20 protein-coding genes and 1 pseudogene are annotated in these 25,647 nt (G+C 43.4%); 7 read left to right on the top strand and 14 right to left on the bottom strand.

What is annotated here, in order from left to right:
• Nucleotides 1–84 precede the first annotated feature (84 nt).
• The 7 genes from ACED53_RS18695 to ACED53_RS18665 all read right to left on the bottom strand — a co-directional run bounded on the left by ACED53_RS18695 (nt 85) and on the right by ACED53_RS18665 (nt 7,601).
• On the bottom strand, nt 85–558 hold the full coding sequence (locus ACED53_RS18695) for a DUF2947 domain-containing protein (RefSeq protein WP_029222863.1): 474 nt from the start codon (nt 556–558) through the stop codon (nt 85–87).
• A 120-nt stretch (nt 559–678) separates the two neighbouring features.
• Nucleotides 679–1,266 carry a ribosomal protein S5-alanine N-acetyltransferase gene (rimJ, locus tag ACED53_RS18690; protein WP_017101491.1) on the bottom strand — a complete coding sequence of 196 codons (588 nt, stop codon included), beginning with the start codon at nt 1,264–1,266 and terminating at the stop codon, nt 679–681.
• Between the two features lie 71 nt (nt 1,267–1,337).
• A complete protein-coding gene (tyrR, locus tag ACED53_RS18685) occupies nt 1,338–2,882 on the bottom strand; it encodes a transcriptional regulator TyrR (RefSeq protein WP_017101490.1) in 1,545 nt (514 codons plus the stop codon).
• 187 nt (nt 2,883–3,069) lie between these two features.
• Nucleotides 3,070–4,122: a YcjF family protein gene (locus ACED53_RS18680; RefSeq protein WP_017101489.1), complete on the bottom strand. Its 1,053-nt coding sequence runs from the start codon at nt 4,120–4,122 to the stop codon at nt 3,070–3,072.
• Between the two features lie 14 nt (nt 4,123–4,136).
• Nucleotides 4,137–5,510 carry a YcjX family protein gene (locus tag ACED53_RS18675; RefSeq protein ID WP_017101488.1) on the bottom strand — a complete coding sequence of 458 codons (1,374 nt, stop codon included), beginning with the start codon at nt 5,508–5,510 and terminating at the stop codon, nt 4,137–4,139.
• Nucleotides 5,511–5,733: 223 nt separating this feature from the next.
• Nucleotides 5,734–5,919 carry a hypothetical protein gene (locus ACED53_RS18670; protein ID WP_004734731.1) on the bottom strand — a complete coding sequence of 62 codons (186 nt, stop codon included), beginning with the start codon at nt 5,917–5,919 and terminating at the stop codon, nt 5,734–5,736.
• 164 nt (nt 5,920–6,083) lie between these two features.
• On the bottom strand, nt 6,084–7,601 hold the full coding sequence (locus ACED53_RS18665) for a fumarate hydratase (protein ID WP_029222862.1): 1,518 nt from the start codon (nt 7,599–7,601) through the stop codon (nt 6,084–6,086).
• 254 nt (nt 7,602–7,855) lie between these two features.
• Between ACED53_RS18665 and pabB the strand changes: the two genes are divergently transcribed.
• On the top strand, nt 7,856–9,262 hold the full coding sequence (gene pabB / locus ACED53_RS18660) for an aminodeoxychorismate synthase component I (protein ID WP_017101487.1): 1,407 nt from the start codon (nt 7,856–7,858) through the stop codon (nt 9,260–9,262).
• 121 nt (nt 9,263–9,383) lie between these two features.
• Here pabB and ACED53_RS18655 read toward each other — a convergent pair whose 3' ends face one another.
• From ACED53_RS18655 to ACED53_RS18645, 3 genes are all read right to left on the bottom strand, one after another.
• Entirely contained in the window at nt 9,384–10,001 is a 618-nt protein-coding gene (locus tag ACED53_RS18655) for a porin family protein (protein ID WP_017101486.1), read from the bottom strand.
• A gap of 177 nt (nt 10,002–10,178) precedes the next feature.
• Nucleotides 10,179–11,876 carry an ATP-binding protein gene (locus ACED53_RS18650; RefSeq protein WP_102580040.1) on the bottom strand — a complete coding sequence of 566 codons (1,698 nt, stop codon included), beginning with the start codon at nt 11,874–11,876 and terminating at the stop codon, nt 10,179–10,181.
• 1 nt (nt 11,877) lies between these two features.
• Nucleotides 11,878–12,420 (bottom strand): heme NO-binding domain-containing protein, encoded by a 543-nt coding sequence (locus ACED53_RS18645; protein WP_017096742.1) that lies wholly within the window; start codon nt 12,418–12,420, stop codon nt 11,878–11,880.
• A gap of 324 nt (nt 12,421–12,744) precedes the next feature.
• Here ACED53_RS18645 and ACED53_RS18640 point away from each other — a divergent pair, with 324 nt between their 5' ends.
• The 3 genes from ACED53_RS18640 (at nt 12,745) to ACED53_RS18630 (ending at nt 16,389) form a co-directional block, all read left to right on the top strand.
• On the top strand, nt 12,745–13,344 hold the full coding sequence (locus ACED53_RS18640) for a CoA pyrophosphatase (RefSeq protein ID WP_009847034.1): 600 nt from the start codon (nt 12,745–12,747) through the stop codon (nt 13,342–13,344).
• 309 nt (nt 13,345–13,653) lie between these two features.
• A complete protein-coding gene (locus tag ACED53_RS18635) occupies nt 13,654–14,907 on the top strand; it encodes an aromatic amino acid transport family protein (RefSeq protein ID WP_009847035.1) in 1,254 nt (417 codons plus the stop codon).
• A 120-nt stretch (nt 14,908–15,027) separates the two neighbouring features.
• The gene (locus ACED53_RS18630; protein ID WP_009847036.1) at nt 15,028–16,389 is read left to right on the top strand and encodes an L-serine ammonia-lyase; all 1,362 of its coding nucleotides are present in this window, start codon (nt 15,028–15,030) and stop codon (nt 16,387–16,389) included.
• A 120-nt stretch (nt 16,390–16,509) separates the two neighbouring features.
• Here ACED53_RS18630 and ACED53_RS18625 read toward each other — a convergent pair whose 3' ends face one another.
• The 3 genes from ACED53_RS18625 to queD form a co-directional block, all read right to left on the bottom strand.
• Complete coding sequence (locus tag ACED53_RS18625) at nt 16,510–17,652, bottom strand: amino acid permease (protein WP_102580041.1); 1,143 nt, start codon at nt 17,650–17,652, stop codon at nt 16,510–16,512.
• Between the two features lie 81 nt (nt 17,653–17,733).
• Nucleotides 17,734–17,931, bottom strand: coding sequence for a hypothetical protein (locus ACED53_RS18620; RefSeq protein ID WP_048611631.1), 198 nt, complete (start codon nt 17,929–17,931; stop codon nt 17,734–17,736).
• A gap of 429 nt (nt 17,932–18,360) precedes the next feature.
• Nucleotides 18,361–18,723, bottom strand: coding sequence for a 6-carboxytetrahydropterin synthase QueD (gene queD, locus ACED53_RS18615; RefSeq protein ID WP_009847038.1), 363 nt, complete (start codon nt 18,721–18,723; stop codon nt 18,361–18,363).
• 327 nt (nt 18,724–19,050) lie between these two features.
• Between queD and ACED53_RS18610 the strand changes: the two are divergent.
• A pseudogene (locus ACED53_RS18610) lies at nt 19,051–20,699 on the top strand (methyl-accepting chemotaxis protein).
• 138 nt (nt 20,700–20,837) lie between these two features.
• Here ACED53_RS18610 and ACED53_RS18605 read toward each other — a convergent pair.
• Nucleotides 20,838–22,328 (bottom strand): SulP family inorganic anion transporter, encoded by a 1,491-nt coding sequence (locus tag ACED53_RS18605; RefSeq protein ID WP_017101482.1) that lies wholly within the window; start codon nt 22,326–22,328, stop codon nt 20,838–20,840.
• Between the two features lie 720 nt (nt 22,329–23,048).
• Between ACED53_RS18605 and asnS the strand changes: the two genes are divergently transcribed.
• Complete coding sequence (gene asnS / locus ACED53_RS18600) at nt 23,049–24,449, top strand: asparagine--tRNA ligase (RefSeq protein WP_004734710.1); 1,401 nt, start codon at nt 23,049–23,051, stop codon at nt 24,447–24,449.
• 343 nt (nt 24,450–24,792) lie between these two features.
• Entirely contained in the window at nt 24,793–25,635 is an 843-nt protein-coding gene (locus ACED53_RS18595) for an alpha/beta hydrolase (protein ID WP_371692894.1), read from the top strand.
• The last annotated feature ends 12 nt before the right edge of the window (nt 25,636–25,647 follow it).

Here is a 25,647-nt window from a genome sequence, read left to right as displayed (position 1 = left end):
CTGATCAGATCGTAGGTTCTTGATTTAGTTCCATTGAATTACGCAACAAAGCCCCAACACTCGCACGATTAAATCACACCGAACTTAAGCACGGTTACCAATTTTAACCGTACCATTTGTAGCAAACCAAAGTGCTTCTGAACGACGGCGACCTAGTAAAATAGGGCCATCATCGTAGAACAAAAAGTTTTTCCAGTGCTTCTTAAAAACTGACCACTTAGTTTCGAGAATGTTATATTTTTCATAACAAAAATAAACAGTTACGTCATCTTGCCAATCAATGAAGTTAAGGATCTCTTCTGGCATTTCAGGCTCATCGGCTTCCCAATTTGCCATCCAGCTGATCTCTTCGTTCCAGTTAGATGCCTTGCTCGGCCAGTCTTGCGAACTTAGTCTCTCAGCATCAGGGCTTTGAGGGCTTACGTTCTCTTTCCAAAACTGAGATGCCCTTGCCTGTGTCATTGGTTTTATCTTTTCCAAATCTTCAGCGGGTAGTGGCATTGACTGGTGAGTGAAAATCCATTTTCTTTGGTATTCTTCCAAAGTTGTATATGACATCAAAATTCCTCAAATATCTTCTCAGGCTTATGGGCTTACCATGCCTATATGTTCTTTCGATACAGCGATGACTTAATTTTATTTATGTTCTCCGCTGTATCTAAATTCAATGTTTTACACTCACACGGAGCGTTTATCTTGCCAGTTTGGGTTTACCAGTGCCGTCAACACGTGATCTTCCCATCTACCGTTAATCTGTAGGTAATCTTTGGCAAAACCTTCTCGAACAAAACCAAGATGCTCTAATACACCCGCACTTCGTTCGTTGTGAGGCATATAGCCCGCCATTAAGCGGTGCATGTTCTGCACATCAAACATGTAGTCTTTAGCCATGCTCAAGCCTCTGCGCATGTAACCGTGGCCCTGTGCACTTTGCGCCAATGAGTAACCGACATTACAAGCGTAGAACGGGAAACGAGACAAATTACTGAACGATATGGTACCTAACATTTCATTTGAATCGGCATTAATCAACAAGCAATAATAGCCTAGCCCCAATTTATGGAGTTCGTTTAACTTAATCAGCCGTTGAGCCCAATCAGCTCTGTCAAAGAACGCATCCTCTCGGGTCGGTTCCCAAGGCTTAAGGTACTCTCTGTTCACCTGAAAGTACTCACTGATCATGCTCGCATCATAGATCTCAGCCGTTCGTAAAATTAGGTTGCCATCACGTTTATCAATACGTTGCTGCGTACTCGAATCTTCCATAGTCTTGTTCTTATTTTTGTCTCTTTTTACGTTACCGCCTCACTCTTACCGAATTTAGCAGTCTAATATCATCAACTCTTTCTGATACCGTAATCACGAAGCTTATTCGCTATTGAGGTGTGAGAAACATTCAGACGTTTAGCAAGCTTACGGCTTGATGGGAAAGACTGATAAAGCTTCTCTAAAATCTGAGATTCATAGTCTTTCATGATCTCGTCAAGCGAGCCGTCTAAGCTTAAGTTCGCCATTCCAGCAGTCATAGTGTCAAGCTGTGGCAGGTGGAATTGCTCAACCGTTAACGTATCTGAATCCAACTCTGTTAGTGCACGTAGAACCATGTTGTCTAACTGACGAATATTGCCCGGCCATTGGTAGTTACCTAATTGGTCGACTAGTTCTTGAGTCAACTTTGGTTTTAACATACCTAACTGCTGTGCGTACTTTGCAACGAATAGCTCCAGTAATGGCGCAACATCGTTTGAACGTTCACGCAAAGCAGGAATCGATAAAGTCAGTACATTCAAGCGGTAGAACAGATCTTCACGAAACGAGCCCGAGTCGGCTAATTCAGAAAGGCGATGGCGCGTTGATGCGATAATACGAACATCCGCGTGCATCTCTTCTTCTTCACCAACACGACGGAATGAGCCATCTTGTAGGAAACGCAGCAGTTTGATTTGTAGATGCGGGCTCATTTCGCCGATTTCATCTAAAAATACCGTACCGCCATTCGCTTGTTCGAAGATGCCTTTATGACCTTGTTCATGGTTGAATGAGCCCGGTGCATGTCCAAACAATTCCGTTTCTGCTACGTCATCAGGCATTGATGCACAGCTTAGAATCAAAAATGGAAAAGAAGATCGATTTGAACGGTTATGACACGATTTCGCCAGCATCTCTTTACCCGTACCTGTATCCCCTTCAATAAGCAGAGGTTGATCTAGCATGGCCAGTTTCTTAGCTTGACTGATCAAGGCTTTATGGCGATTAGAGACACCAACAAAGTGTTCAAAACCTAGGTTATTCTGTTCAGGGATGGCGTCTGGCGCGTTCATTTCTTGGTTACAAGAACGAATCGTCATTACTGCACTCGCCAGTACCGCCTCGTTGACATCACCACCTAGATAAATAGGCAGAATTTCAATAGAGAAATCTAGACCATCTAGCACCACGACTTCACGGTGACGCGTTACATCGCCTTCAATCCAACGAGCGAAGTTGAAGCTAGGAACGAACGTCGCTAGTGGCTCACCGATCACTTCTTCTTCTTGTTTGTTGAAAAGGTTCAATGCAGCGTGGTTTGCCATGTCGACTGAGCCTTTAAGGTCAATCGCAATCACAGGATCAGGTAGGTTTGCCAGCAGGGCAATCAGTTCTGTGTTATGCCTTTCGCTTGGCATAAATTGGATTTTACGTACATCCTTCACACCTGAAATTCGGCGAATTTCAGCCATAAGTTCACTAAAAGCATCAAAATTAATATCCGGGCAATTTAGGTAAATAATACCTTTAACATCAATTTCGATTCCTCTTAAATCAATGCTTTTTGAGGCCAAGATATCGAGCAACTCACGCGTTAAGCCGAGTCTGTCTTCACACAATACTTCAAGACGCACAAATAGTCCTATTATAGGTGTCAGGATAAGTTGACAGTAGTGTGAATTAAGCTCTAAGTTCAGTCAAGAAGAAGAGTAAACATATGTTTACTCTTCGCTCGCAAATCACTCAACTTCCTTGTGTATATAGACTTTATAGGAAGGTAATTCGCTTTATTTCCTACATTTCAATTTTAAGCACTTCGCTTTACTTTAAGGTAATGCGCTTTATTTCAGAAAGGACGGCTTTGCGAAGGTCGGATAGTTTTACTTTTCGCTCACTATGCCAAGGCATAGGACGCAGCAATGTCATGGCTTTTAAGCCCAGTCTCGCAGTGAGGATGCCGACACCGAGCCCCTGCCCAGCTCGAGCTGAGACTTTGCCTGCAAGATCCATCGAGACGAGATCCATACTCGCATCAATCGCGAGTTCACTGGCTCCTGCAGCGGCCATGTTGATTAACACCAGTTTAAATAGCTTTATACGAGACCAGTAGCCAAGCTCAATGCCATACACATCAGCAAGCTTGTCTATCATGGTGAAATTACGCCACGCCACCAGCAACATATCAGCAGCAGCCAATGGACTCACTGCAACCAAAGCCGCCGATGCGGTCGAGAACTTAGTGACGATCTGAGTAGCGACCTTATCTTGCTGACTCACGACCAACGCATCGTACATATCCAACACTTCAGCATCGCTGTGCGCAGGATTAATGCTGTTTCGCCACTTATCATAGGCGGGTGATTCAGCGATAATACCGCCCTGCTTGGCAATGTTTTCACAGAATGCTTTGCCTTTACCAACACTCTGGCTTTGTAACAGCTCTTCACTCTGCTCTTGTACACTGAAATGATCTTTCAGCGAACGCAGCTTCCACAACTCTTTGCCTATTGCACCTAAACCTAATGAAGCAATGGCAGCGATGAAACCTGCCCAACCTAAAGCTAGCCAGTCAGCGGTTTGAATAGCAATAATGACAGAGTCAATCGCCTGCCATCCGACTAGGCCAGAGAAAGCGACAAGTAAGCCCGTTCCAAACCACTTCTTCTTTTTACTCGGTCGAATCACTTGTTCCAGTTGTTGCTCAGCGTCACCATCAAGGTCGATTTCCACTTGTGGTGCAACGGGCACAAACTTCTCTTGTTCCGTGAATAACTTTTGAGCACCCAAATCTGGGGTAACTTCATTCTTATCCGGCTCATCGAACGAGGTCTTTAAAGGTTCATCAAAGACCTGTTTCGTTTTTAATTCACTCATTTTGATTACCTCAATTACTTCAACTTGTCGCCAATGAGATACTCTAAAACCTTGTCGACTCTCAGATGCTGACAAGGCTCGTCAGAGTGCTGCTCCATCGGCCTAAAGCTCGTAAAATCAAACTGGTTGGTTTCCCAATACTGTTTGTTTGGCAGTTTACGCGGCACCTCTCCCGGATACATGGTTTGAGGGACATTATCCAAAGTCACACCTTGCAACGCCGGAACATTGTCTGAGCCTGACGAGATATAACCCGCGCTGGTCGCTTGAATAGACGCAATGCTCATGCAACTCATGTCGATGTGTTCAAACGCCGCCTGTTGCCAAGCAGGGTGTACCATCTGCTGTAACAGCGATACCAAGTTCGGATGTTGATCCGGTGTCACATGGTCAGCCTTAGTGGCAGCAAACAAGATCTTGTCAATCTTCGGCGCAAACAAGCGTCTTAGCATATTGCTTCGCCCGTACTTAAAGCTCTTCAATAACTGTTCTAACGCACCACGCATGTCCATGAAAGAGTCATAGCCTGCGTTAAGTGGTTGTAAGCAATCCACCAGCACGATTTGTCTGTCGAACGTGGCAAAGTGATTCTTATAGAACGCCTTTACGACTTTCTGTTGATACTCTTCATAACGCGCTTTTAAAACCGCATAGTTGCTGGTTTTTGAGAACTTACCCTCGGGAGCAGCGCACGGGAAAAATTGCAGCACAGGCGCGCCTTCAAGCTCACCCGGCAATACGAATCGACCCGGTTGTACCCAGTGCAATCCGTTATCCTTACAAGTATGAAGGTACTGAGTATAGCTATCGGCAATCGCGACCAGTTTCTTTTCTTCTGCTTCGGCTAGCAAGTCAATGTCGCCACGTATTGTGTTCCACTGTTGCGAATAGGTTTCTCTATCGCCTTTCAACGCGGCAAATTGAGATTGACTCCAAGTATCAAAATCCATGTCCAACAAAGGTAAATCAAGCAGCCATTCGCCCGGATAATCAACAATATCGAGATAAAGGGTGCTGTTTTTGCTCAGCAGCTTCTTTGCGCCTTTAGCTGGCTTATATTTAATTGCTAGACGAATCTCACTAACATCTCGCGTTGGCACTGGCCATTCTGGTGGTTGTGCATTCAACGACTCCATCGCTTCATCATAAGAGAAACGTGGGATCATCATGTTTTGTTGCGGGATGCGCTTTGCGCCAATAATTCTGCCATCTCTCGCCGATGCAAGTAGAGGCAGATTTTTGTGGGTAGACGTATGAAGAAGCTGATTAACCAGCGAAGTAATGAATGCTGTCTTACCCGCACGAGAAAGCCCCGTGACCGCTACTCGAATGTGAGAATCCGTTCCTCTGCTTATAAAGTCACTCATTTCTTGAGTTAGGTGTTTCATTTGAACGACTCCGTGATAATTAGGCCAGTCGGTTATGATAATAGATAGGCTAGCCTATGTTCTTTCCCTATTAGGGTTGTTTGTATGCTTTTGCTTTTTCTTTTGCTTGTTCTTTTATTAATAGTGGTGAGTATGCAATACCCATTCTTAATGCTAGATGAATAAAAGCCCCTGACTACATTCATAATCAGGGGCTTTAGAATTTGTCTGCGATATCTGACTCTTAATCGTCTTCAATCAACTTGTAGATAACAAACAGTGCAATCTCTGCGATTAGCCAAAGTGCACAAGTAATCGTCACGTATTTGTTATCAAAGATACTGATCCCTTTCAAGATCAGGTCGTAACCAACAAAAGCACCAATCACCACTGCCAAGATAATCTGTAGGATCTGAATAAAACGAGGCATTCCTCTCTCCTATGTTCTTATATCAAACTATGTGTTTATCACTATATCATTGATAATAAGACAAAAGTGCAAATAATGCTGCACTTTTGTCTTCAACTTTCTGTCAAGATTTGCAATTCAAACGCTGAAGTTAGCGACAATTACAATTTTTTGGCGTCGGTTAATTATGCTTTTTCAGCTTCAGCAATTTTCACTTTCCACGTGTCAGGGCCGATCTGGTGCGCGTTCACGCCATTAGAGTCAACCGCAACCGTTACCGGCATATCTTCAACTTCAAACTCGTAGATCGCTTCCATACCGAGATCTTCAAACGCAACCACACGTGCTTTCTTAATTGCTTTTGCAACAAGATAAGCGGCGCCGCCAACAGCCATTAGGTAAACTGACTTATGTTGTTTGATTGATTCAACGGTCGCAGGGCCACGTTCTGCTTTACCAATCATGCCCATAATGCCAGTTTCTTCTAGCATCATGTCGGTGAACTTATCCATACGAGTAGACGTTGTCGGGCCAGCAGGACCTACCGCTTCATCACCCACAGCATCAACAGGGCCAACGTAGTAAATGAACTTACCTTTCAGGTCGACGCCTTCTGGTAAACCTTCACCACTTTCAAGCATGCCTTGAATACGCTTATGCGCTGCATCACGACCCGTTAAGATCTTTCCTGATAGAAGAACCGTTTCGCCGGTCTTCCAATCTTGAACGTCTTCTTTAGTAATTTCATCAAGGTTAACACGGCGTGTATTTGCGCCTGCTTCCCAAGTTATATCTGGCCACTCTTCTAACTTAGGTGGTGTTAGCTCTGCAGGGCCGCTGCCGTCTAGAGTGAAGTGTACGTGACGCGTTGCCGCACAGTTCGGGATCAAGCAAACAGGCTTAGAGGCTGCGTGCGTTGGTGCTGTTTTGATTTTCACGTCAACCACAGTCGTTAGACCGCCAAGACCTTGTGCGCCAATGCCCAGTTTGTTTACACGGTTGAAGATATCTAAACGAAGCTCTTCTTCTGCGTTCTCTGGGCCTTTGTCGATAAGCTCTTGGATATCGATGTGTTCCATCAGAGATTCTTTAGCGAGTACCGCGGCTTTCTCCGCCGTACCGCCAATACCTATACCTAGCATACCCGGTGGACACCAGCCCGCGCCCATTGTTGGTAGCGTCTTCTCTACCCACTCTGCAATATCATCAGAAGGGTTAAGCATTACCATCTTGGTTTTGTTCTCAGAACCGCCGCCTTTTGCCGCGATTTGAATTTCAACTTTGTTGCCTGGAACCATATTAATGTGAACAACCGCTGGTGTGTTGTCTTTGGTATTAATACGCTTACCTGCAGGGTCCATTAGGACAGATGCACGCAATGGGTTATCTGGATTGTTGTAAGCTTGACGAACGCCTTCATCAACCATCTGTTGTACTGTTTGATCCGTTTCCCACCTAACATCCATACCGATGTTCACGAAACAAGTAACAATACCCGTATCCTGACAAATTGGACGATGGCCTTCCGCAGACATGCGTGAGTTGATAAGAATCTGAGCAATAGCATCTTTAGCTGCTTGGCTCTCTTCTTTCTCGTACGCTTTTTCTAGGGCTTGGACAAAGTCTAAAGGGTGATAATAAGAAATGTACTGAAGTGCGTCAGCGACACTGCTGATCACATCTTGCTTACGAATAACCGTCATTGCATGCCTCTTTATTGTTCTGGTTCCATGTGGGTTCATTGTTTGGCTATGTGTGCCGAATCGGATTAGATGGTTTAGCCTTTTATTGTGTTGAGCTGTATTTAGTTGCTTTAGCAATCGCTTGCATAGCTGTAAACTAAACCACTTGGATTACTCCGTTCTAATCAAGAACCCATTTTATTTTCAATTTATGATACTCTTGCTTCCTCTCACACGCCATGCAGTGATCGAACTCTTTGTCACAAATTAAACAAATGAATAACAACGAATTTCGCTCTATCCAAATCAAGCAGCTTGAATATCAATCAACTTTAGCTAAACAGCTGTTTTCTCATATTGAAAGCGTGCCGTGGGCAATGCTATTACGGTCGGCCTCAGAAAGCCACGTTGATAGTCGATACGACATTTTAGTTGCTCAACCCATCGCCACCTTTGAGACAATCGGTGTAAAAACGACCGTTAATGTTAACGAGACGTGCGAGGTTTCAGAGTCAGACCCTTTCGAACTACTCGACCAATATCAGCAGCAATTACTACCCGCAATCAGTGAGCACCCTGAACTGCCTTTCGTTGGTGGTGCTTTAGGGTATTTTAGTTACGATTTAGGGCGACGAGTAGAAGCTCTTCCCTCTCTTGCTAAGCGTGATATTTCTGCACCAGACATGGCGGTTGGATTGTATGAATGGGCTGTGATTGTTGATCATAAGCTTAAAGCTGCGTTCCTTGTTGGGCAAAACATTGATACCCATTGGGATTGGTTAACTCAACAACAATCGCCAAGCCAACAAGCAGAACAAGCAGAACAAGCAGAACGAACTCATCAGAAGTTTGGATTAACCACCCCATGGCAATCCAATATGACTGAACAAAGTTATGCCAATAAATTCGATAGCGTTCAAGAGTACTTGTTGTCGGGTGACTGTTATCAGATAAACCTTGCTCAGCGCTTCAATGCCCAATACCAAGGCAGTGAATGGCTCGCTTATGAAAAGTTAGAGAAGTACAACTCAGCTCCATTCTCTGGTTTTATCCGTTTAGCAGGCTGCACCATTCTCAGTGTCTCACCTGAGCGTTTTTTAGAGCTCAATAGTGGCACCATTGAAACCAAGCCAATCAAAGGGACACGTCCTCGTTCTGAAAATTCCATGATTGATGACGCCAATGCTCAAGACCTGTTGAATGCTGAGAAAGATCAGGCAGAAAACCTGATGATCGTCGACCTGCTTCGTAATGATATTGGCCGAGTCGCAAAGCCGGGATCGGTTCATGTACCAAAGCTATTCGATATAGAGAGTTTCCCTGCTGTGCACCACTTAGTGAGCACGATAAGGGCAGAGCTTGATGTCCATCATTCAGCACATGACCTATTAAGGGCTTGCTTTCCCGGGGGGTCGATTACCGGCGCTCCAAAAGTTCGCGCGATGCAGATCATTGAGGAGCTAGAGCCTCATCGTCGCTCGGCGTATTGCGGTAGCATTGGTTATATCAGCCGTAATGGCAGAATGGACACCAGCATTACGATTCGTACGTTAGTGGCAGAAAACAATACACTTTATGCTTGGGCTGGAGGAGGTGTAGTATTTGATAGTGATTGTACTTCTGAGTACCAAGAGACTCTTGATAAGCTGAGTAGAATATTGCCTGTACTGGCTGATAGATAAATTTAATCTAGATTTATTAAAACGGGTTATTAAAAACAGCTAAAAAGCCAATCTGGAAAGTACTTTAATATTAAAAAAGCTAAGTGGGCAATCACCTACTTAGCTTTTCAATAACACTAGCCTAGAAGGTGTATGTTGTAGCCAAATAGAATGAGCCTAGCGTGTGAACGTTAGATAACTCTTTGTTCTTTTCATCTTTCACTTTGATATCAGCTGCTTCCCAATCAATACCTGCACGTAATGCTAGAGCTGGTGCAGCAGGAATTGCATACACTACGCCCACCCCCATTTTTATACCAGATACGGTTGATGACTTAGTCGCAAAGTATTTATTATTACCACTGTTTTCAATTTCTGAATTTAAAAAGCTATAACCTAAAAGTGCATAAGGTCGAAGACCAATATCGAACGTATAACCAACATTCGCAGCAACGCTAATTGAACTAAAGTCTGTTGTGAATGCTTTTGAACTGCCTACTTTTGTTGTAGACGTTCCATATTTAGTATATTGGCCTTCGATACCAATAATACGGTTGATCTGATAACCGGCAATGAGTTTATAAGAAGGTGATTCAGTTTCAGTTGTTGTGGTTTTGCGAGTTATGGCCTTACCAAAACCACCATCATCAAGTTCAGTTGAACCAGCTCCTACTCCGATATAGAAACCATTTGGGTCTTTTTGTGCAGCCACTGCAGATAAAGGTGCAATTAGAGCAAGCGTCACTATCATTTTTTTCATATCGAATCCATTTTTATAGTTTTTCAAACCTCCTTAATATAATTAATAAAAGCGACCAATAAAGTAAGTGAACGTATAGCATTGTCAGCTCACTTGTTACATTGACAATATACTCAAGACATTAGAGACAAATCAATAACGTTGCATATTCACTCACTACAAAGGCAATGATATTTATTAGCCCCACTTATTCAGCATTATCACTAAGTCGTTAGCGGTATAGGGTTTACTCAATATATCGTCCATACCAGATTCAATACACAACTCTCGCTCTTCTTTTGTCGTACCAGCGGTTAATGCAATAATTGGTTGGCTATATCCTGAACTTCGCAGTTTCTTCGTCGCTTCAAAACCATCCATGACTGGCATCCGGCAATCCATAAACACAATGTCATACTCATTATTCGACGCTAATTCCAACCCTTCTATACCATTACCGGCAATCGCTGGCTCTATTTCGTATTTGCGTAGCATTTGTTGGATGATGATCTGGTTCATCTTAATATCATCAACCACCAGCACTTTAAGCAATGTCAATTCAACCTCAGACTCAAAACCTTTGGCGACACTATCGCGCTCAGCCAGTGTATCGACAACTTGAAGAGGGAGTGAAATGGTAAATGTCGTACCCGAACCAACAATACTGCTCACCTCAATGTCTCCCCTCATTAACGCAGCTAGCTTGCGACAAATCGCTAAACCAAGCCCTGTCCCTTCGTAATTTCGGCTACTTGAGTTATCGGCCTGTGTAAAAGGTTCAAACAGTGTCTTAATAGCAGATTGAGCAATACCAACGCCACTATCCTCAACAGAAAAAATAAATTGGTCGTTAAGCCATTTTATCTCTACGCTCACATGGCCTTGATCGGTGAATTTAATTGCATTGCCGATTAAGTTCACGAACAATTGAGTAATACGCTCTAAGTCACCGTAGAAGTGACTGGGTACCCCATCGGTTACATTGACATCAAACTGGATCTGCTTTTCAATCGCTCGATTGGTAAAAATACTATCAATGGTATTTTTCAAATTTTGGAGTGCAAATGTTTTGGGCATTAATTCCAGCATACCCGCATTGATTTTACTGTAATCGAGAAGGTCATTAATGATGGTTCTAAGAAACTCACCGGATTGGCTCAAGTTATTCACGATCTCACGTTGAGAACTGCTCAGTTCGGTGTCGCTAATCAACTCCGCACTACCAAGAAGACCATTGAGTGGGGTTCTCAATTCATGGTTAATCATGGCGACAAAGTCACGCGTTGCCCTTTCGGACTCTTCCGCTCGTTTACGTGATTCTATATTTCGGTTAATCGCAAGTTGATGAGTTAACGCACTGCAGATAAGGTCCGTCACTAACAACAGTTGGCTTTGGATGAATTCGTAGTCTTGATCTAACAACCTGACCTGAACGATTAACGCGCCCACACTCACTTTTTCGACCTCTAATGGCACGGTAAGCAAGCAACCTTGCCAATGAGGTTCTTGAATATCTTTCTCTATTACCTCGACTGTTTCATCACCATAGTCATGGGTTTGTAACTGAGGTATTAGATTGGGGGGTAAAACCAAGCGACTGGCTTCAATTAGATAACTGTTAGTTACACTCGCCGTCAATTGGGACAACATCACATCATCGAGATCACTCCTCAGAAACGCGCGTCCGAAATCAATCAACAGGTTGTCGATTTGTTCTTGGAATTCAATCCGTCGAATATTCGCATTTGAACGCTTTTCTAATTGGCGCAACGCAAGTTCAAGCTGTTGATTGGCCTCAAACAGCTCGAGACTCTTTTGCTCCAACAAGGCTTCAGCCGCTTTCCGTGCTGCTATTTGACGTTTAAGTTTTTTCTCTTGGGCAGATGCCAGATCCATATCACTTTTCTACTTTGAGATTAAACCTAACCACACTTTGGTCATCATTCTGAGGTGTCATTTCTACCACGATGGTTTCACCATGATAGTCAGCACACCCCTCGATTAATCCCAAACAAACGTGAGACATACATCGTGCGCTTTTATAGTCAAAAACAAGTTGCGCTTCGGTCGTGGTGATAAAGCTAAATTGTGGAGGCTCAGCATCTGGGTAGAGCTTCTTCACTTCTACGTGAATGTAACGCTCTACGTGCTGAATAAATTGAAAAGTGGTGTTGCTATGGGCGAGGCTCGCTTTATTCGGTAATGAGGCCAGTAAGTTCTTAAAAACCGATTGTCCAAAAACACGTTGCAGGCTCGCTGCATCAATATCGGTTTTCTTACTCAAGTTTATAATCAATCGAACAAGATCTTTGTGGTCGTAACTTCCGACTGATGTGTAGATCCCTTCATCTTCTGACATCTCTAGAACTTCTTCCAAAAGCTCTAACCCAAACTTGTCTTCAACAAGCTCTAAAAATTCGGTGAATATGATTCCTTTCATTTCATACCTTTTCTTCTATTTCTTTTTAGAATGGTCCACTAAGTCATTGTTATCAAATTCTTAAACAGAAAATGTACGTTTCATCACCCAATTTATGACATGGATAACGCTTACTAGTAGAAGTACACATATTCAAATATAGCAAAATCCGTCACTCTTAGAAGATTGGGAACATTTACCTTGAAAAACGCCGCTACCCAGTCCCTTCTTATTTCCAGTTATTGCCGGTACTAACGGAGGAAAGTGAAGGCAAATTCGAAATTGGTAATCAACACACGGTTATGACTATACTTAAAATCATAATAATCAATATATTGGCTTTATATGAACAAAGATAACTTCCTTCAACAATTCCAGCTCAACTCTACCGTTGGCTATCACCCAGAATCCGTTGAGCGCGTTTCACACATCAATGACGATCAATTGCGTAAAGCAGCAGTGGTAGTCGGCTTAGTGGAACGAGAGGATGGTTTACATGTTATTTTTACGAAAAGAGCCGCTCATTTAAAACATCACCCTGGTCAAATCAGCTTTCCTGGAGGGAAACACGAACTCTCCGATCCTTCTATGCAATTCACCGCACTTAGAGAACTTCACGAAGAGGTCGGAATTCGATCGGATCAGGTTAAAATTGTTGGGCAATTACCCACTTTGAGTACCATTAGTAAATTTTTAGTTACACCGATTGTTGTAGTGGTCGATTCGGACTATAAACCCATCATCGATGAGAACGAAGTTGCTTCGATTTTTGAGGTGCCCGCCACCTATGTTTTAGACCAAGCCAAGTTACACAGCCACACTGTTAACTTAAAAAAAATCAAGCATCGTGTTTTTGCCATGCCCTTCCAAGAGCACCTAATTTGGGGCGTTACGGCTCAAATCATCCAATCACTGCAGCAACACGTAGTGCAACAAATTACATAGAAACTACGTTTTGTTTAATCCTTGTTAACAAACACAGCCTTTTCCATGGAACAGATTTATTAATCCAATTTTACGCAAACGTTTCCCTGGTATAATTCTGTACAACCCCGCCTTTCGCATAAGATAAACTAATAGCACGCATAAACATAAATCACCTGTGGCACGCTATTTTCGTGATCAAAAATCCGTTTTTCGCATATCATGTGACACGCCGTTTCATTACATGATTTAGATCTATTTTTTGTAGAAGAAAATTCTGCAGAATTAGCCCCGACTTATTTCCTGTTCCCAAAAAATGAGTAATTTAACATGAACACAACAACTTCTTCGGCAAATGCCGTTACAGATACAAGCAAGTTTAACTATAAAGATTTTACCTGGTGTCTATCACTATTCGGTACAGCAGTTGGCGCTGGTGTACTATTCCTTCCAATCAAAGCTGGTGCGGGTGGTTTTTGGCCACTAGTTATCCTAGCTTTAATCGCGGCACCAATGACTTGGTTCGCACACAAATCTCTAGCTCGTTTCGTACTGTCTTCTAAGAACCCAGAAGCAGATATTACAGACACAGTTGAAGAACACTTCGGTAAGACTGGCGCGAACCTTATTACTTTCGCTTACTTTTTCGCTATCTACCCAATCGTTCTTATCTACGGTGTTGGTATTACAAACACAGTTGACTCTTTCCTAGTAAACCAAATGGGCATGGAATCTATTCCTCGTCCTCTTCTTTCTGGTGCACTTATCCTTGCTATGACAGCAGGTGTTGTATTCGGTAAAGAGCTGATGCTTAAAGCAACTTCAGCAATGGTTTACCCACTAGTATTCATCCTACTAGCATTGTCTTTCTACCTAGTTCCTGATTGGAACACTTCAATGATGGAAACAAGCCCAGAATGGTCAGCAATGCCTTCTATTATCTGGCTTGCGATTCCAATCATCGTGTTCTCTTTCAACCACAGCCCAATCATTTCACAGTTCTCTAAAGAGCAACGTCGTGTGTACGGTGAAGACGCGGTTAAGAAAACTGACGCGATCACTGGTGGCGCAGCAATGATGCTGATGGGTTTTGTAATGTTCTTCGTTTTCTCTGTAGTACTTTCTCTATCTCCAGAGCAACTAGCAACAGCGCAATCTCAAAACATCTCTGTACTTTCTTACCTAGCTAACGTTCACGAGTCTCCACTTATCTCTTACATGGGTCCTCTAGTAGCGTTCGCAGCAATCACTTCTAGCTACTTCGGTCACTTCCTAGGTGCTCATGAAGGTCTTGTTGGTCTAATCAAGTCTCGCTCTGGTTCTTCAATCAGCACGATTGAGAAAGCTTCTCTAGCGTTCATCGTTGTTACAACTTGGATTGTTGCGGTAGTTAACCCAAGCATCCTAGGTATGATTGAAACAATGGGTGCTCCAATGATTGCAGCTATCCTGTTCCTAATGCCTGTATTCGCAATGAACAAAGTACCAGCTATGGCTAAGTACAAAACTTCAGCACCTGTGCAAATCTTTACAGCTTTATGTGGTCTAGCGGCTATTAGTTCTGTAATCTACGGCGCTCTTTAATCTCAAGCCCTTTTTATAAGATGACATTCATCTTATATGGCGAGGTTAGACAAAAAATATAATGATAATAAATGAGCCTCCCTACTCCCCTTGGGAGGCTCTCTTTTTGAGGTAATCGCTATGATTAGTGTATTTGATATCTATAAAATCGGTGTTGGTCCATCGAGCTCACATACAGTTGGACCAATGAAAGCGGGTAAAGAATTTATTGATGACCTACGTTCAATGGGAAAATTGCGCGACATCACTAAAATCACCGTGGACGTATATGGATCACTATCACTGACAGGGAAAGGTCACCACACAGATATCGCAATCATCATGGGTCTTGCTGGCAATACTCCTGAGCGTGTTGATATCGATTCTATTGCAGGCTTCATTGCTCGAGTAGAAGAAACTGAACGTCTACCTGTCGGTATGCACTGTCATACTGTTTCGTTCCCTCGCGACGGCGGAATGAACTTCCACACTAGCAACCTTTCTCTGCACGAGAATGGCATGAGCATTCATGCTTGGGTTGATGACGAAGTCGCATATTCAAAAACGTATTACTCAATTGGTGGTGGTTTCATCGTTGACGAAGAGAACTTCGGCAAAGAAGAAGAAAACCCAATTAAAGCACCTTACGAATTCACAACAGCGGAAGAGCTGGTTAATCAGTGTAAAGAAAGTGGTCTTTCTATCAGTACACTGGTTATGAAAAACCAAGCGGCTTTCCACTCAGACGAAGAGTCTCGCACTTACTTCGCTAACATCTGGAAAACGATGCGTGAGTGTATGGATCGCGGTATGAATACTGAAGGTATCCTGCCTGGTCCACTGCGTGTACCTCGTCGTGCAGCAGCACTTCGCCAACAACTGATCACGTCAGAAAAAACAACTAACGATCCAATGACGGTTGTTGACTGGGTGAACATGTTTGCTTTCGCAGTAAACGAAGAGAACGCAGCTGGCGGTCGTGTAGTAACGGCACCAACAAACGGCGCATGTGGCATCATCCCTGCTGTATTGGCTTACTACGATAAGTTCATTCAAACAGTGACAGAGAAAGACTACATCCGTTACTTCGCAGCTTCTGGCGCGATCGGTGGTCTTTACAAGCGTAACGCTTCTATCTCTGGTGCTGAAGTTGGCTGTCAGGGTGAAGTTGGCGTGGCGTGTTCTATGGCTGCTGCTGGTCTTGCTGAGCTTATGGGTGGTAGCCCAGAGCAAGTATGTATGGCTGCAGAAATCGGCATGGAGCACAACCTAGGTCTAACGTGTGACCCAGTTGCTGGCCAAGTACAAGTTCCATGTATCGAGCGTAACGGTATTGCTGCAGTTAAAGCAATCAACTCGACTCGTATGGCACTTCGTCGTTCTTCGGCTCCTACTGTTTCTCTAGATAAAGTTATCGAAACAATGCTAGAAACCGGTAAAGACATGAACGCTAAATACCGTGAGACTTCTCAAGGTGGTTTGGCAGTTAAGGTTGTTTGTTAATCATTTCTGAATTAATAAACCGATAATAAAAAAGGAACGCCGATGCGTTCCTTTTTTTGTATCTTAAGCTTTTGTCGCTAAAGCTTGGTGACTGATTGATTCAACCACTAAATTGTTCTGCTAAATCACTTGTGAGATAAGCAAGAAGCAACCAAACAACAATGAGAAAAGCATCATTGGTCGACCACCTTCAGCACTGTATCTGTCTTCCGCTACCTTCATAAAGCGTTGCTTATGAACCATCACCAGAGGAACAAACACGGCTAAGAACACTAAGATGATACCTGCATAGTTCAACACTTGTAGGAACTTATCTGCAGCAAGCAGTGAACCCGCCAGCGGCAAGATAAAACTAATGCAGTAAGTGACCGCTGTGTTTTGGTTAAACATGTCTCTGTTCTGGTTGAACAAAGACATCGCTACACCAAAGAAAGAGGTCAACAACGCCAAGCCAGTGAAGGTAGACAGAACGTTACCCACCCAAGGAGACTGAGCCTTAAACGCCGCCATCAAATCTGATACGTTCTTGAAGCTCCTGAATTGCTCTTCGCTCAAGTTACCCACTACCGCAAACAACCAACATAAGTAACACACTAATGGGATCAGAGAACCGACGATCACCATGTTACGCAGCTGTTTGTCTGTCGCTTCGTGGTTGTAAGAAACTAAGGTTGGAATCACAACCATAAAGCCAAAGCTCGTAAACAGGATGGCACTGGTTTTGATTAGATCAACATGGTCATGGCTGGTTACCTGCATCAAGTTTTCTTGAGTCATGCTCGGCGCTAAGAACACCATGGTTGCAAACAAGCTAGCAAGCATAACGAAGAACAAAGCACGGTTGAGTTTATCAATCACACCGGTGCCACTTGCGACTACAGCACCAGCAAGTAAAGTAAACGTGATTTGGCTCGTCGTTGCGCTAATGTCTACACCTAAGTTAGACAGTAACTTACTCAGCAAATCACCCGCACCCAGAATGTAGGCCATCAATAGGCAGATCAATAACGCGTAAAGTAGGCCGTTGGTAATCAACTGACCTTGTTTGCCCAAGGTTTTTCGGGCAATAGAGTTTAATCCTAGACCGCCACCCGCTTTGATGGTCGCTTCTAGAAGTAGTAATGCTGCATAAGTCGTACCGAAGCAGATCAGTACCATAAGCAGTGTGCCGTAAAGCAATCCGAATTGAGCTAATACCATTGGAATCGCAAGCATACCAGCACCGAGAGCGGTACCAGCGATAATTAGGGAGCTACCCATCATTTTAATATTCATTGTTTTTAACTTATTTGTTTAGTTTTTATAGATATGAGTCTTCGTTCATCGAGCGGATGACAAAGGAATTCAGATAGAAATAAAGTTATAAAACGAATAACAATAGGAGCGATAAGCGGTAAAGAAGCGTGCAGAGACGTTGTCGAACAGGGCGTTCAAAGGGGAGCTTGTCTTAAAAGAGGTAAAACGAGAAGCGTGAGTTAGCATTAACTGATGTGGTGAACCTTCCGTAGGTTCAATAATCGGCGATGTAATCTTGAATTTCATGTATGTGTCCAATAATTGAGTCACATTCCATAGTATTTGAAGCAGCGTATCCGTTGCTGCCCTACCTCTATCATTAGAGGTATTTTCATCTTATCGAATGAGCTTTGAAACACAACGCTATAACCACATTTTTTGCTATTAAATTGAACAAAATAGCCATTTGGATACAAATCGACCACCAAACCGCGTAAAACAATAATCATTATTAATAAAAAGCGGAACTATAAACACCCCACCCCATAAACAACAAAGCTTGTATAAAGAACACCCAAACATATATGACAGCTACAAAAAAGGCGCTCTTGTAAGCGCCTTTCGTTCGATTATAGCTTTTAAGGCTATAACCTTGAAAGCTATAGTATTGAAGACTGTTGCCTTGATAGCTGTAACTTTGATAGCTGTATCTTTGAAATCTACAGCATCGAAACCTTATTCACCGCGGTAGATACAACCCGCTGTACATGTTTCTTTAATCTCAACCTTGCTCAGAAGTGGCAAGCTTGGTTTAAGTTCATTCCAGATCCACTTAGCCAATACTTCACTTGTCGGGTTTTCTAAACCTTCAATGTCGTTTAGGTAGTAGTGGTCTAAACGGTCGTAAATTGGTTTGAATACAGCTTTAATTTCAGAAAAGTCGATTACCCAACCTGTATGCGGGTCAACTTCGCCTTCTACGTACAAACGAACAAGAAAAGAGTGACCATGCAAACGACCGCACTTATGCCCTTCTGGCACGTGTGGAAGATGGTGTGCTGCTTCAAACATAAACTCTTTGTATAACTCAGTTCTCATTGTGTTTCTCAGGCTAAAAAAATGACACGCAATATTACGTAAAACCAATACACACTACAAGTTCTATCACCACTGTACGGCCTTATTGGCTGCAAGGGGGGAGCTTGTTGCTAGCCACTCACTTGAGTCACAATAAAACACATATAAAGATGGCTTGAAATTCACCATACGCTTAACCTTCTCGTCCAGCGAGAAACAAACCCGCTACATCACAGAAACATAACCACAACCGGAGTGTGGTCACACAATCGGTTATACCCCATAGGTGGTAGAGCCGCTTACACGTAAAGTATGCATGTCATTATACTTAATAAAAACAAACACCTTATGCGCTCAACAATCACCTTTAAAATCCTAGTAGCCCTCGCCATTGTGTTCACTTTCTTGCTTGCAATATCAACTTACTTTCAATATTCGCAGCAAAAGCAACTTGTAAACTCGGTGTTAAGTGAGCAGCTTCACGATAAGGCAAGCAACTATTTCGATAGCCTTAATATGATGATGCTGACTGGCACCATGGCACAAAAAGAGACCCTTCGTCAGAAAGCGTTAGCGCAAGAAGGCATTGAAAATGTTCGTGTACTGCGCGCCGATGCAGTGAGCAAATTGTACGGACCTGGCAATGACAACCAAACACCTATTGATGATATCGATAAACGAGCGCTAGCAGGCGAAACTGTTATCGAACCCTTTTCTGCCGATTGGGGTAAAGGCTTGGTTATTGCTCTGCCAATGAAGTCGAGCGAGAACTATCGCGGCACCAATTGTGTGGCATGTCATATGGCACCAGAAGGTGAAGTATTAGGTGCAATTCGACTTGAATATAACCTTAACCATGTCAACTCGCTGATCAATACTCAAACGATGACAGCGATCGGTATCATGGCAGTGATCTCCTTTGCCGGATTCGTTCTTACTATGGGATTGATTCGTAAGATAATCGTTCGCCCGCTTCAACAAACCTCTCGCTTTATGACTCAAGTCAGCAGTGATAAAAACCTATCAACTCGACTGCCAGAGCAAAGCAAGGATGAAATTGGTACGCTTGCTAACTCCATCAACTCGTTCATGGGCACGGTTTCCGACAGCTTAGAGAGGGTACAAGACACCTCGCACAAACTGAATGCGTCTGCCAACCAACTGACTAGTGTTGCACAAATTACCGAGCAAGCCGCCAGCGATCAACAAAACGAAACCACAGAAGTGCAAAACAATGTCGAAGGAATACAAGCACAACAGGTCAATGTAGAACAAGCCACTTTAACCGCGTCAGAACTCATCAATCACACCTCAGATGTGGCTTGTAAGAGTGCTAACCAAGCACATGATGCAAGTAGTGAGATAAAGAATCTGGTGAGCAGTATCGAAGAAGTGAAACACAAGATACAAACACTTAATGAGCAAACTGGAGAAGTCTCTTCAATATTGAGTGTGATTCGTGGCATTGCCGACCAAACCAACCTTCTAGCCTTGAATGCAGCGATTGAAGCGGCTCGAGCGGGAGAACAAGGTCGCGGCTTTGCGGTAGTGGCAGATGAAGTTCGTAATCTTGCATCACGAACGGCAGAGGCTGGCTACTGGCAGTATTGAGTCTATCATTCATCAGTTCCAACAAGGCAGTGAAGAATCGCTGAATTCTGCTGACCGCGTTTGCGAACAAGCACATCAAAGCTCGACAGATATCGACAGATATCGACGCACTGTCCGTTGAAATGAACGGTGTCGTTGAAGAAATGAAACAAGTGTTAGCTCATGCACAAAATATTCAGCAACAGACGCAATCCACCACACAAGCAACCCAAGATGTGCAACAAAAAGTTGAAACCATCACTTCTCACGCCGACAACACATCGCAGTCTGCAGCTGAAACTCGTGGAATCAGTAATGATTTAGAAGAGCTGTCGGATCACCTTGAATCTCTTATCAATCAATTCACCTTATCGAACTCAAATACCAACGATAAAGGTCAGTCATAGGCCGTTAGAATTCCCCTAGCGACATCAACAAAAAAGCGCTCAAAGATGAGCGCTTTATCTTCATAACAATGTCTAGTTCGGGCTTTAAGATTTTAAGATTTTAAGATTTTAAGATTTTAAGATCACCTTAAACCACGATTAGTGCGTAATGGAAACCGCGGTTAAATCTTTATGCTTGTGGTACATCGCGTGCTTGAATATCAGATTCGCACTCACGGTATCCATTCCTGCGACCTCTACATAAGCACCCTTTTTTCGGAACTTAAACACGACCTTATCAAGCGCCTCAACCGACGTGTTATCTAGGAACGATGCATCCGATATATCGATCGTCACTAAAGACGTGGCCTTGTCATAGTCAAATAGATCGACAAACGCATCTGAAGAAGCAAAAAAGACATGGCCTTTTACTCGATGGGTGGTGTGCAGTTCGTTAGTCACCACTTCATCAGATATAAAGACCATCGACTTGCTGGCATGCGCATAAAACAAAGCTGACAACACCACGCCAACTGCAACACCTATCGCGAGATTGTGCGTAAACACCACCACCGCTACGGTCGCTAGCATCGTCACATTAGTAGGGAGCGTGTGATCTTTAAGTTCAACAACAGAACGCCATGAAAACGTGCCGATTGAAACCATGATCATCACAGATACTAAAGCCGCCATCGGTATCAGCTTCAACCAATCAGAAACAAACACCACCATTAGCAACAAAACAACCCCAGCGATCATACTGGATAATCGGGTTAAACCGCCTGATTTGATGTTAATGATCGACTGGCCAATCATCGCACACCCCGCCATACCACCAAATAGTGAAGCCACGATGTTCGCTACACCCTGCCCTTTGCATTCATTGTTCTTATTACTTTCAGTATCGGTCAGGTCATCCACGATCGTCGCCGTCATCAATGATTCCAATAAACCTACAAGAGATAGAGCAATAGAATATGGAAGGATGGTTGTGAGCGTATCAAACGTGAATGGAATATTAGGGATCAAGAACACAGGCAGTGAATCCGGAAGCTTGCCCATATCGCCAATCGTTCTGACATCTAAACCAAATAACAAACTGATAATAGTCAGGGCAACAATCGCGACTAATGGAGAAGGTATTGCACGACCAAACTTGGGAAAATAAGGAAGCAGATAAATGATCGCCAAACCCAAAGCGACTAACACGTAAACACTTGAAGGAACGTTGATCAACTCAGGAAGCTGGGCCATGAAAATGAGAATCGCGAGCGCGTTAACAAATCCAGTAATCACCGATTTGGAAACGAAATTCATTAGGTTACCAAGCTTAAGATACCCGGCTGCGATTTGAATGACGCCAGCTAAAAATGAAGCAGCGAGTAGATATTCTAGTCCGTGATCTCTCACCAAGGTGACCATTAATAGCGCCATAGCGCCTGTTGCACCGGAAATCATCCCCGGACGACTGCCAACCAAAGCAGTGACGACACAAATACAGAACGAGGCATAGAGCCCTACTTTAGGGTCAACGCCTGCAATAATTGAAAATGCGATGGCTTCAGGGATCAATGCGAGTGCAACCACAATCCCAGATAATGAATCTCCTTTAACGTTTGATAACCAGTGTTTTTTTAAATAATTAAGCATGTAATTCTCTTTTACTTGTACAGCCAGCCCTGCCTTGTTGAGACATAATTTGATCGACTGTTTTTCTTGAATGAGCGAGCGCTCGAAAAGTGCGGGTGTAGAGAGAATGCAGGGGTTAAGGCGGCGTAATTAACACGTGAACATTAAACTCCTTTAGTGGGTGATTGTTTAGTAGAACGAAATCAACACCTGTGCTTTTTTTTATCGCGTTTGTCCTACACAGGTCAGAATGGCTGACAATATAGAGTGAGTGCCACTTTAATCACACGACCAATATTGCAAACAAAGGTTTCGAATATTAACGCTTCTTAATCCGGCCAAAAACCGCTAGCGGACTCGATTTCAGCCAGCTCTATGTTGTAATCAACTTCAGTTCATGTCATTTCAATCACTCTGCTCACATCGATTTACAAGGTATTGAAGAATACTTAACCATTAGCGCTAGCGCACCTCCTTAGCACTCAAACAAATACCAAACAGAAAGCCAAATCGAACAAAAAACACACCCTAAAAGGTATTTCTGCTCAGTAGACACAATATTTCTTTCACCAAGCAAGAATAAAGGTTGAAGCTGTCGGTATGACAGGTAATATGTTCAATCGATTTAAAAAGTTTATACAACTTAATGTTTCGGCTAATTATTGTGCAAATGTATATTTATTTGCAGCAATGCTAGAGACTTTGAGTTGAATTTGTCCCTCAATGGAGAATGAAATCAACATGACTTACGCGCCTGTAACAGACGTACTTGGCGGCAAGCTAGCGGTAGACAGTGAAGTAACTGTTCGCGGCTGGATCCGTTCACGTCGTGATTCCAAAGCTGGAATCTCTTTCCTTGCCATTTATGACGGCTCTTGTTTCGACCCGATTCAGGCCGTGGTTCCTAATAATCTTAATAATTACGAAGACGAAGTATTAAAGCTAACAACTGGCTGCTCTGTTGAAGTAACGGGTAAGATTGTTGAGTCTCCTGCGAAAGGTCAAGACTTCGAACTAGCAGCAACTGACGTTAAAGTTGTAGGCTGGGTTGAAGACGCTGACACTTACCCAATGGCTAAGACACGTCACTCTATCGAATACCTTCGTGAAGTTGCTCACCTACGCCCACGTACAAACGTGATCGGCGCAGTAGCACGTGTACGTAACTGTTTATCTCAAGCGATTCACCGTTTCTACCACGAGCAAGGTTTCTTCTGGACTTCAGCTCCGCTTATCACTGCATCTGATGCAGAAGGCGCTGGTGAAATGTTCCGCGTATCGACGCTAGACATGGAGAACCTACCTCGCACTGACGAAGGCAAAGTTGACTTCAATGAAGATTTCTTCGGTAAGGAAACTTTCCTTACAGTATCTGGTCAACTTAATGCTGAAGCTTACGCTTGTGCACTAAGCAAGGTTTACACGTTCGGTCCTACGTTCCGTGCTGAAAACTCAAACACAAGCCGCCACCTAGCTGAGTTCTGGATGGTTGAGCCTGAAGTTGCGTTTGCAGACCTTGACGATGTAGCGAAACTGGCTGAAGACATGCTTAAGTACGTTTTCGCTGCTGTTCTTGAAGAGCGCCGAGACGACCTTGAGTTCTTCGCTTCTCGCATCGACAAAGAAGCAATCACTCGTCTAGAGCAATTTGTAGACGCTGATTTCGCACAAGTTGACTACACTGACGCAATCCAAATCCTACTAGATTCTGGTAAGAAATTTGAATTCGACGTTGAGTGGGGCATCGACATGTCTTCTGAGCATGAGCGTTACCTAGCTGAAGAACACTTCAAAGCACCTGTTATCGTTAAGAACTACCCGAAAGACATCAAAGCTTTCTACATGCGCTTAAACGACGACGGCAAGACAGTTGCAGCAATGGACGTACTTGCACCAGGCATCGGTGAAATCATCGGTGGTGCACAACGTGAAGAGCGTCTAGACATTCTAGACGAGCGCATGATTGGTATGGGTATCGACCCTGAGCACATGAGCTGGTACCGCGACCTACGTAAATACGGCACAGTACCTCACGCAGGCTTCGGTCTTGGCTTTGAGCGTCTAGTGTCTTACGTAACAGGTATGGGCAACGTTCGTGACGTTATCCCGTTCCCACGTACACCACGCTCTGCTAACTTCTAATATCGGCTTGCTTCTTCTTTAACGAAGTCAGTATCAGATAAATAAAAACCTCCGTATATACGGAGGTTTTTTTATTCCCCGAGATTATTTCCGTTACCCACAACCTCCCTTCCCCACCCACAAATTCTCCTGCGTATTCTCGATTCAAAAGCGGTTAGACGTGAAGATAACAAATCAACAAATCAACAAATCAACAAATCAACAAATCAACAAACCAAAATCATATAGTTAAGCACTGTAATTTTATGTAATGAACACCTGACAAAGTCATACAGTATTGATGTCCTGTATAAATTATTCTTCTTACTAATTAATTTGTGAATATAAATTTTTAGGGACCCCAATGAAAACAAGCATTTTATCTGCAGCTCTACTAATCACTGTAACCGGATGTGGCGGAGGAGGCTCATCGACTCCCGCGAAAAAACCAACAGTTAAGCCAACGCAAAAGCCAGTGGTATTTATCTCTAAATGTTCGCAACCCTTACAAGGGGATACAGCCTTAACCTTCAAGATTAAGGGTACAATAGCGAGTGTCAATGGCGTTGCATGTAGTGGTAGCCCCAAAGCATTTGACGATATGATGAAAGCTCACCCGAATACAAAAACGCTGAACTTCATCGATATGGGTGGCTCTATGAATGATGATGCCAACATTCAACTAGCGTACAAAGTAAGAGCGAAAAAATTAGACACGTACATTAGCTCTATTGGACATGTCGCTTCGGGGGGAACTGACCTTTTCGCTGCGGGTGTGAAAAGAACGATTGAACCAGGTGCTCGATTAGGCGTTCACTCATGGGCACAAGGGTCTTTACAAGGGGCTTCATTGCCTGTTGGTCATAGTGAGCATAAACCCTACATTGATTATTATAAAAAGATGGGATTACCAGATCCGAGCGGCTTCTACTGGTTTACACTGAAAGCTGCTCCGGCTCAAGGAATGCATTATATGACTCCTGCTGAAGTATCTAAGTATGGCTTAGCATCTGTAATGACAAATATTTCAAAAGACCTTAGAGCAAATTACACTCCTAAAAACAGCCTTTTGAACAACAACCTGCTGGACGTTGTGAGCGATAGCCTGAAAGCTGTAGCCGTTGAAAACCACGTGAGAAGCAGTGTCTATGTGCTCGACCATGTCGGTGTTTTTCAAGGTAGTTGTCATCATTTGCTTGCTTATTAAGCAGCTTCTCTT

The sequence above is a fragment of the Vibrio sp. 1F169 genome, assembly GCF_041439605.1.
Taxonomy (GTDB): Bacteria; Pseudomonadota; Gammaproteobacteria; order Enterobacterales; family Vibrionaceae; genus Vibrio; species Vibrio tasmaniensis_A.
The sequence above is the reverse complement of the archived record's forward strand: the minus strand, read 5'-3'. Positions and strand labels throughout refer to the sequence as shown.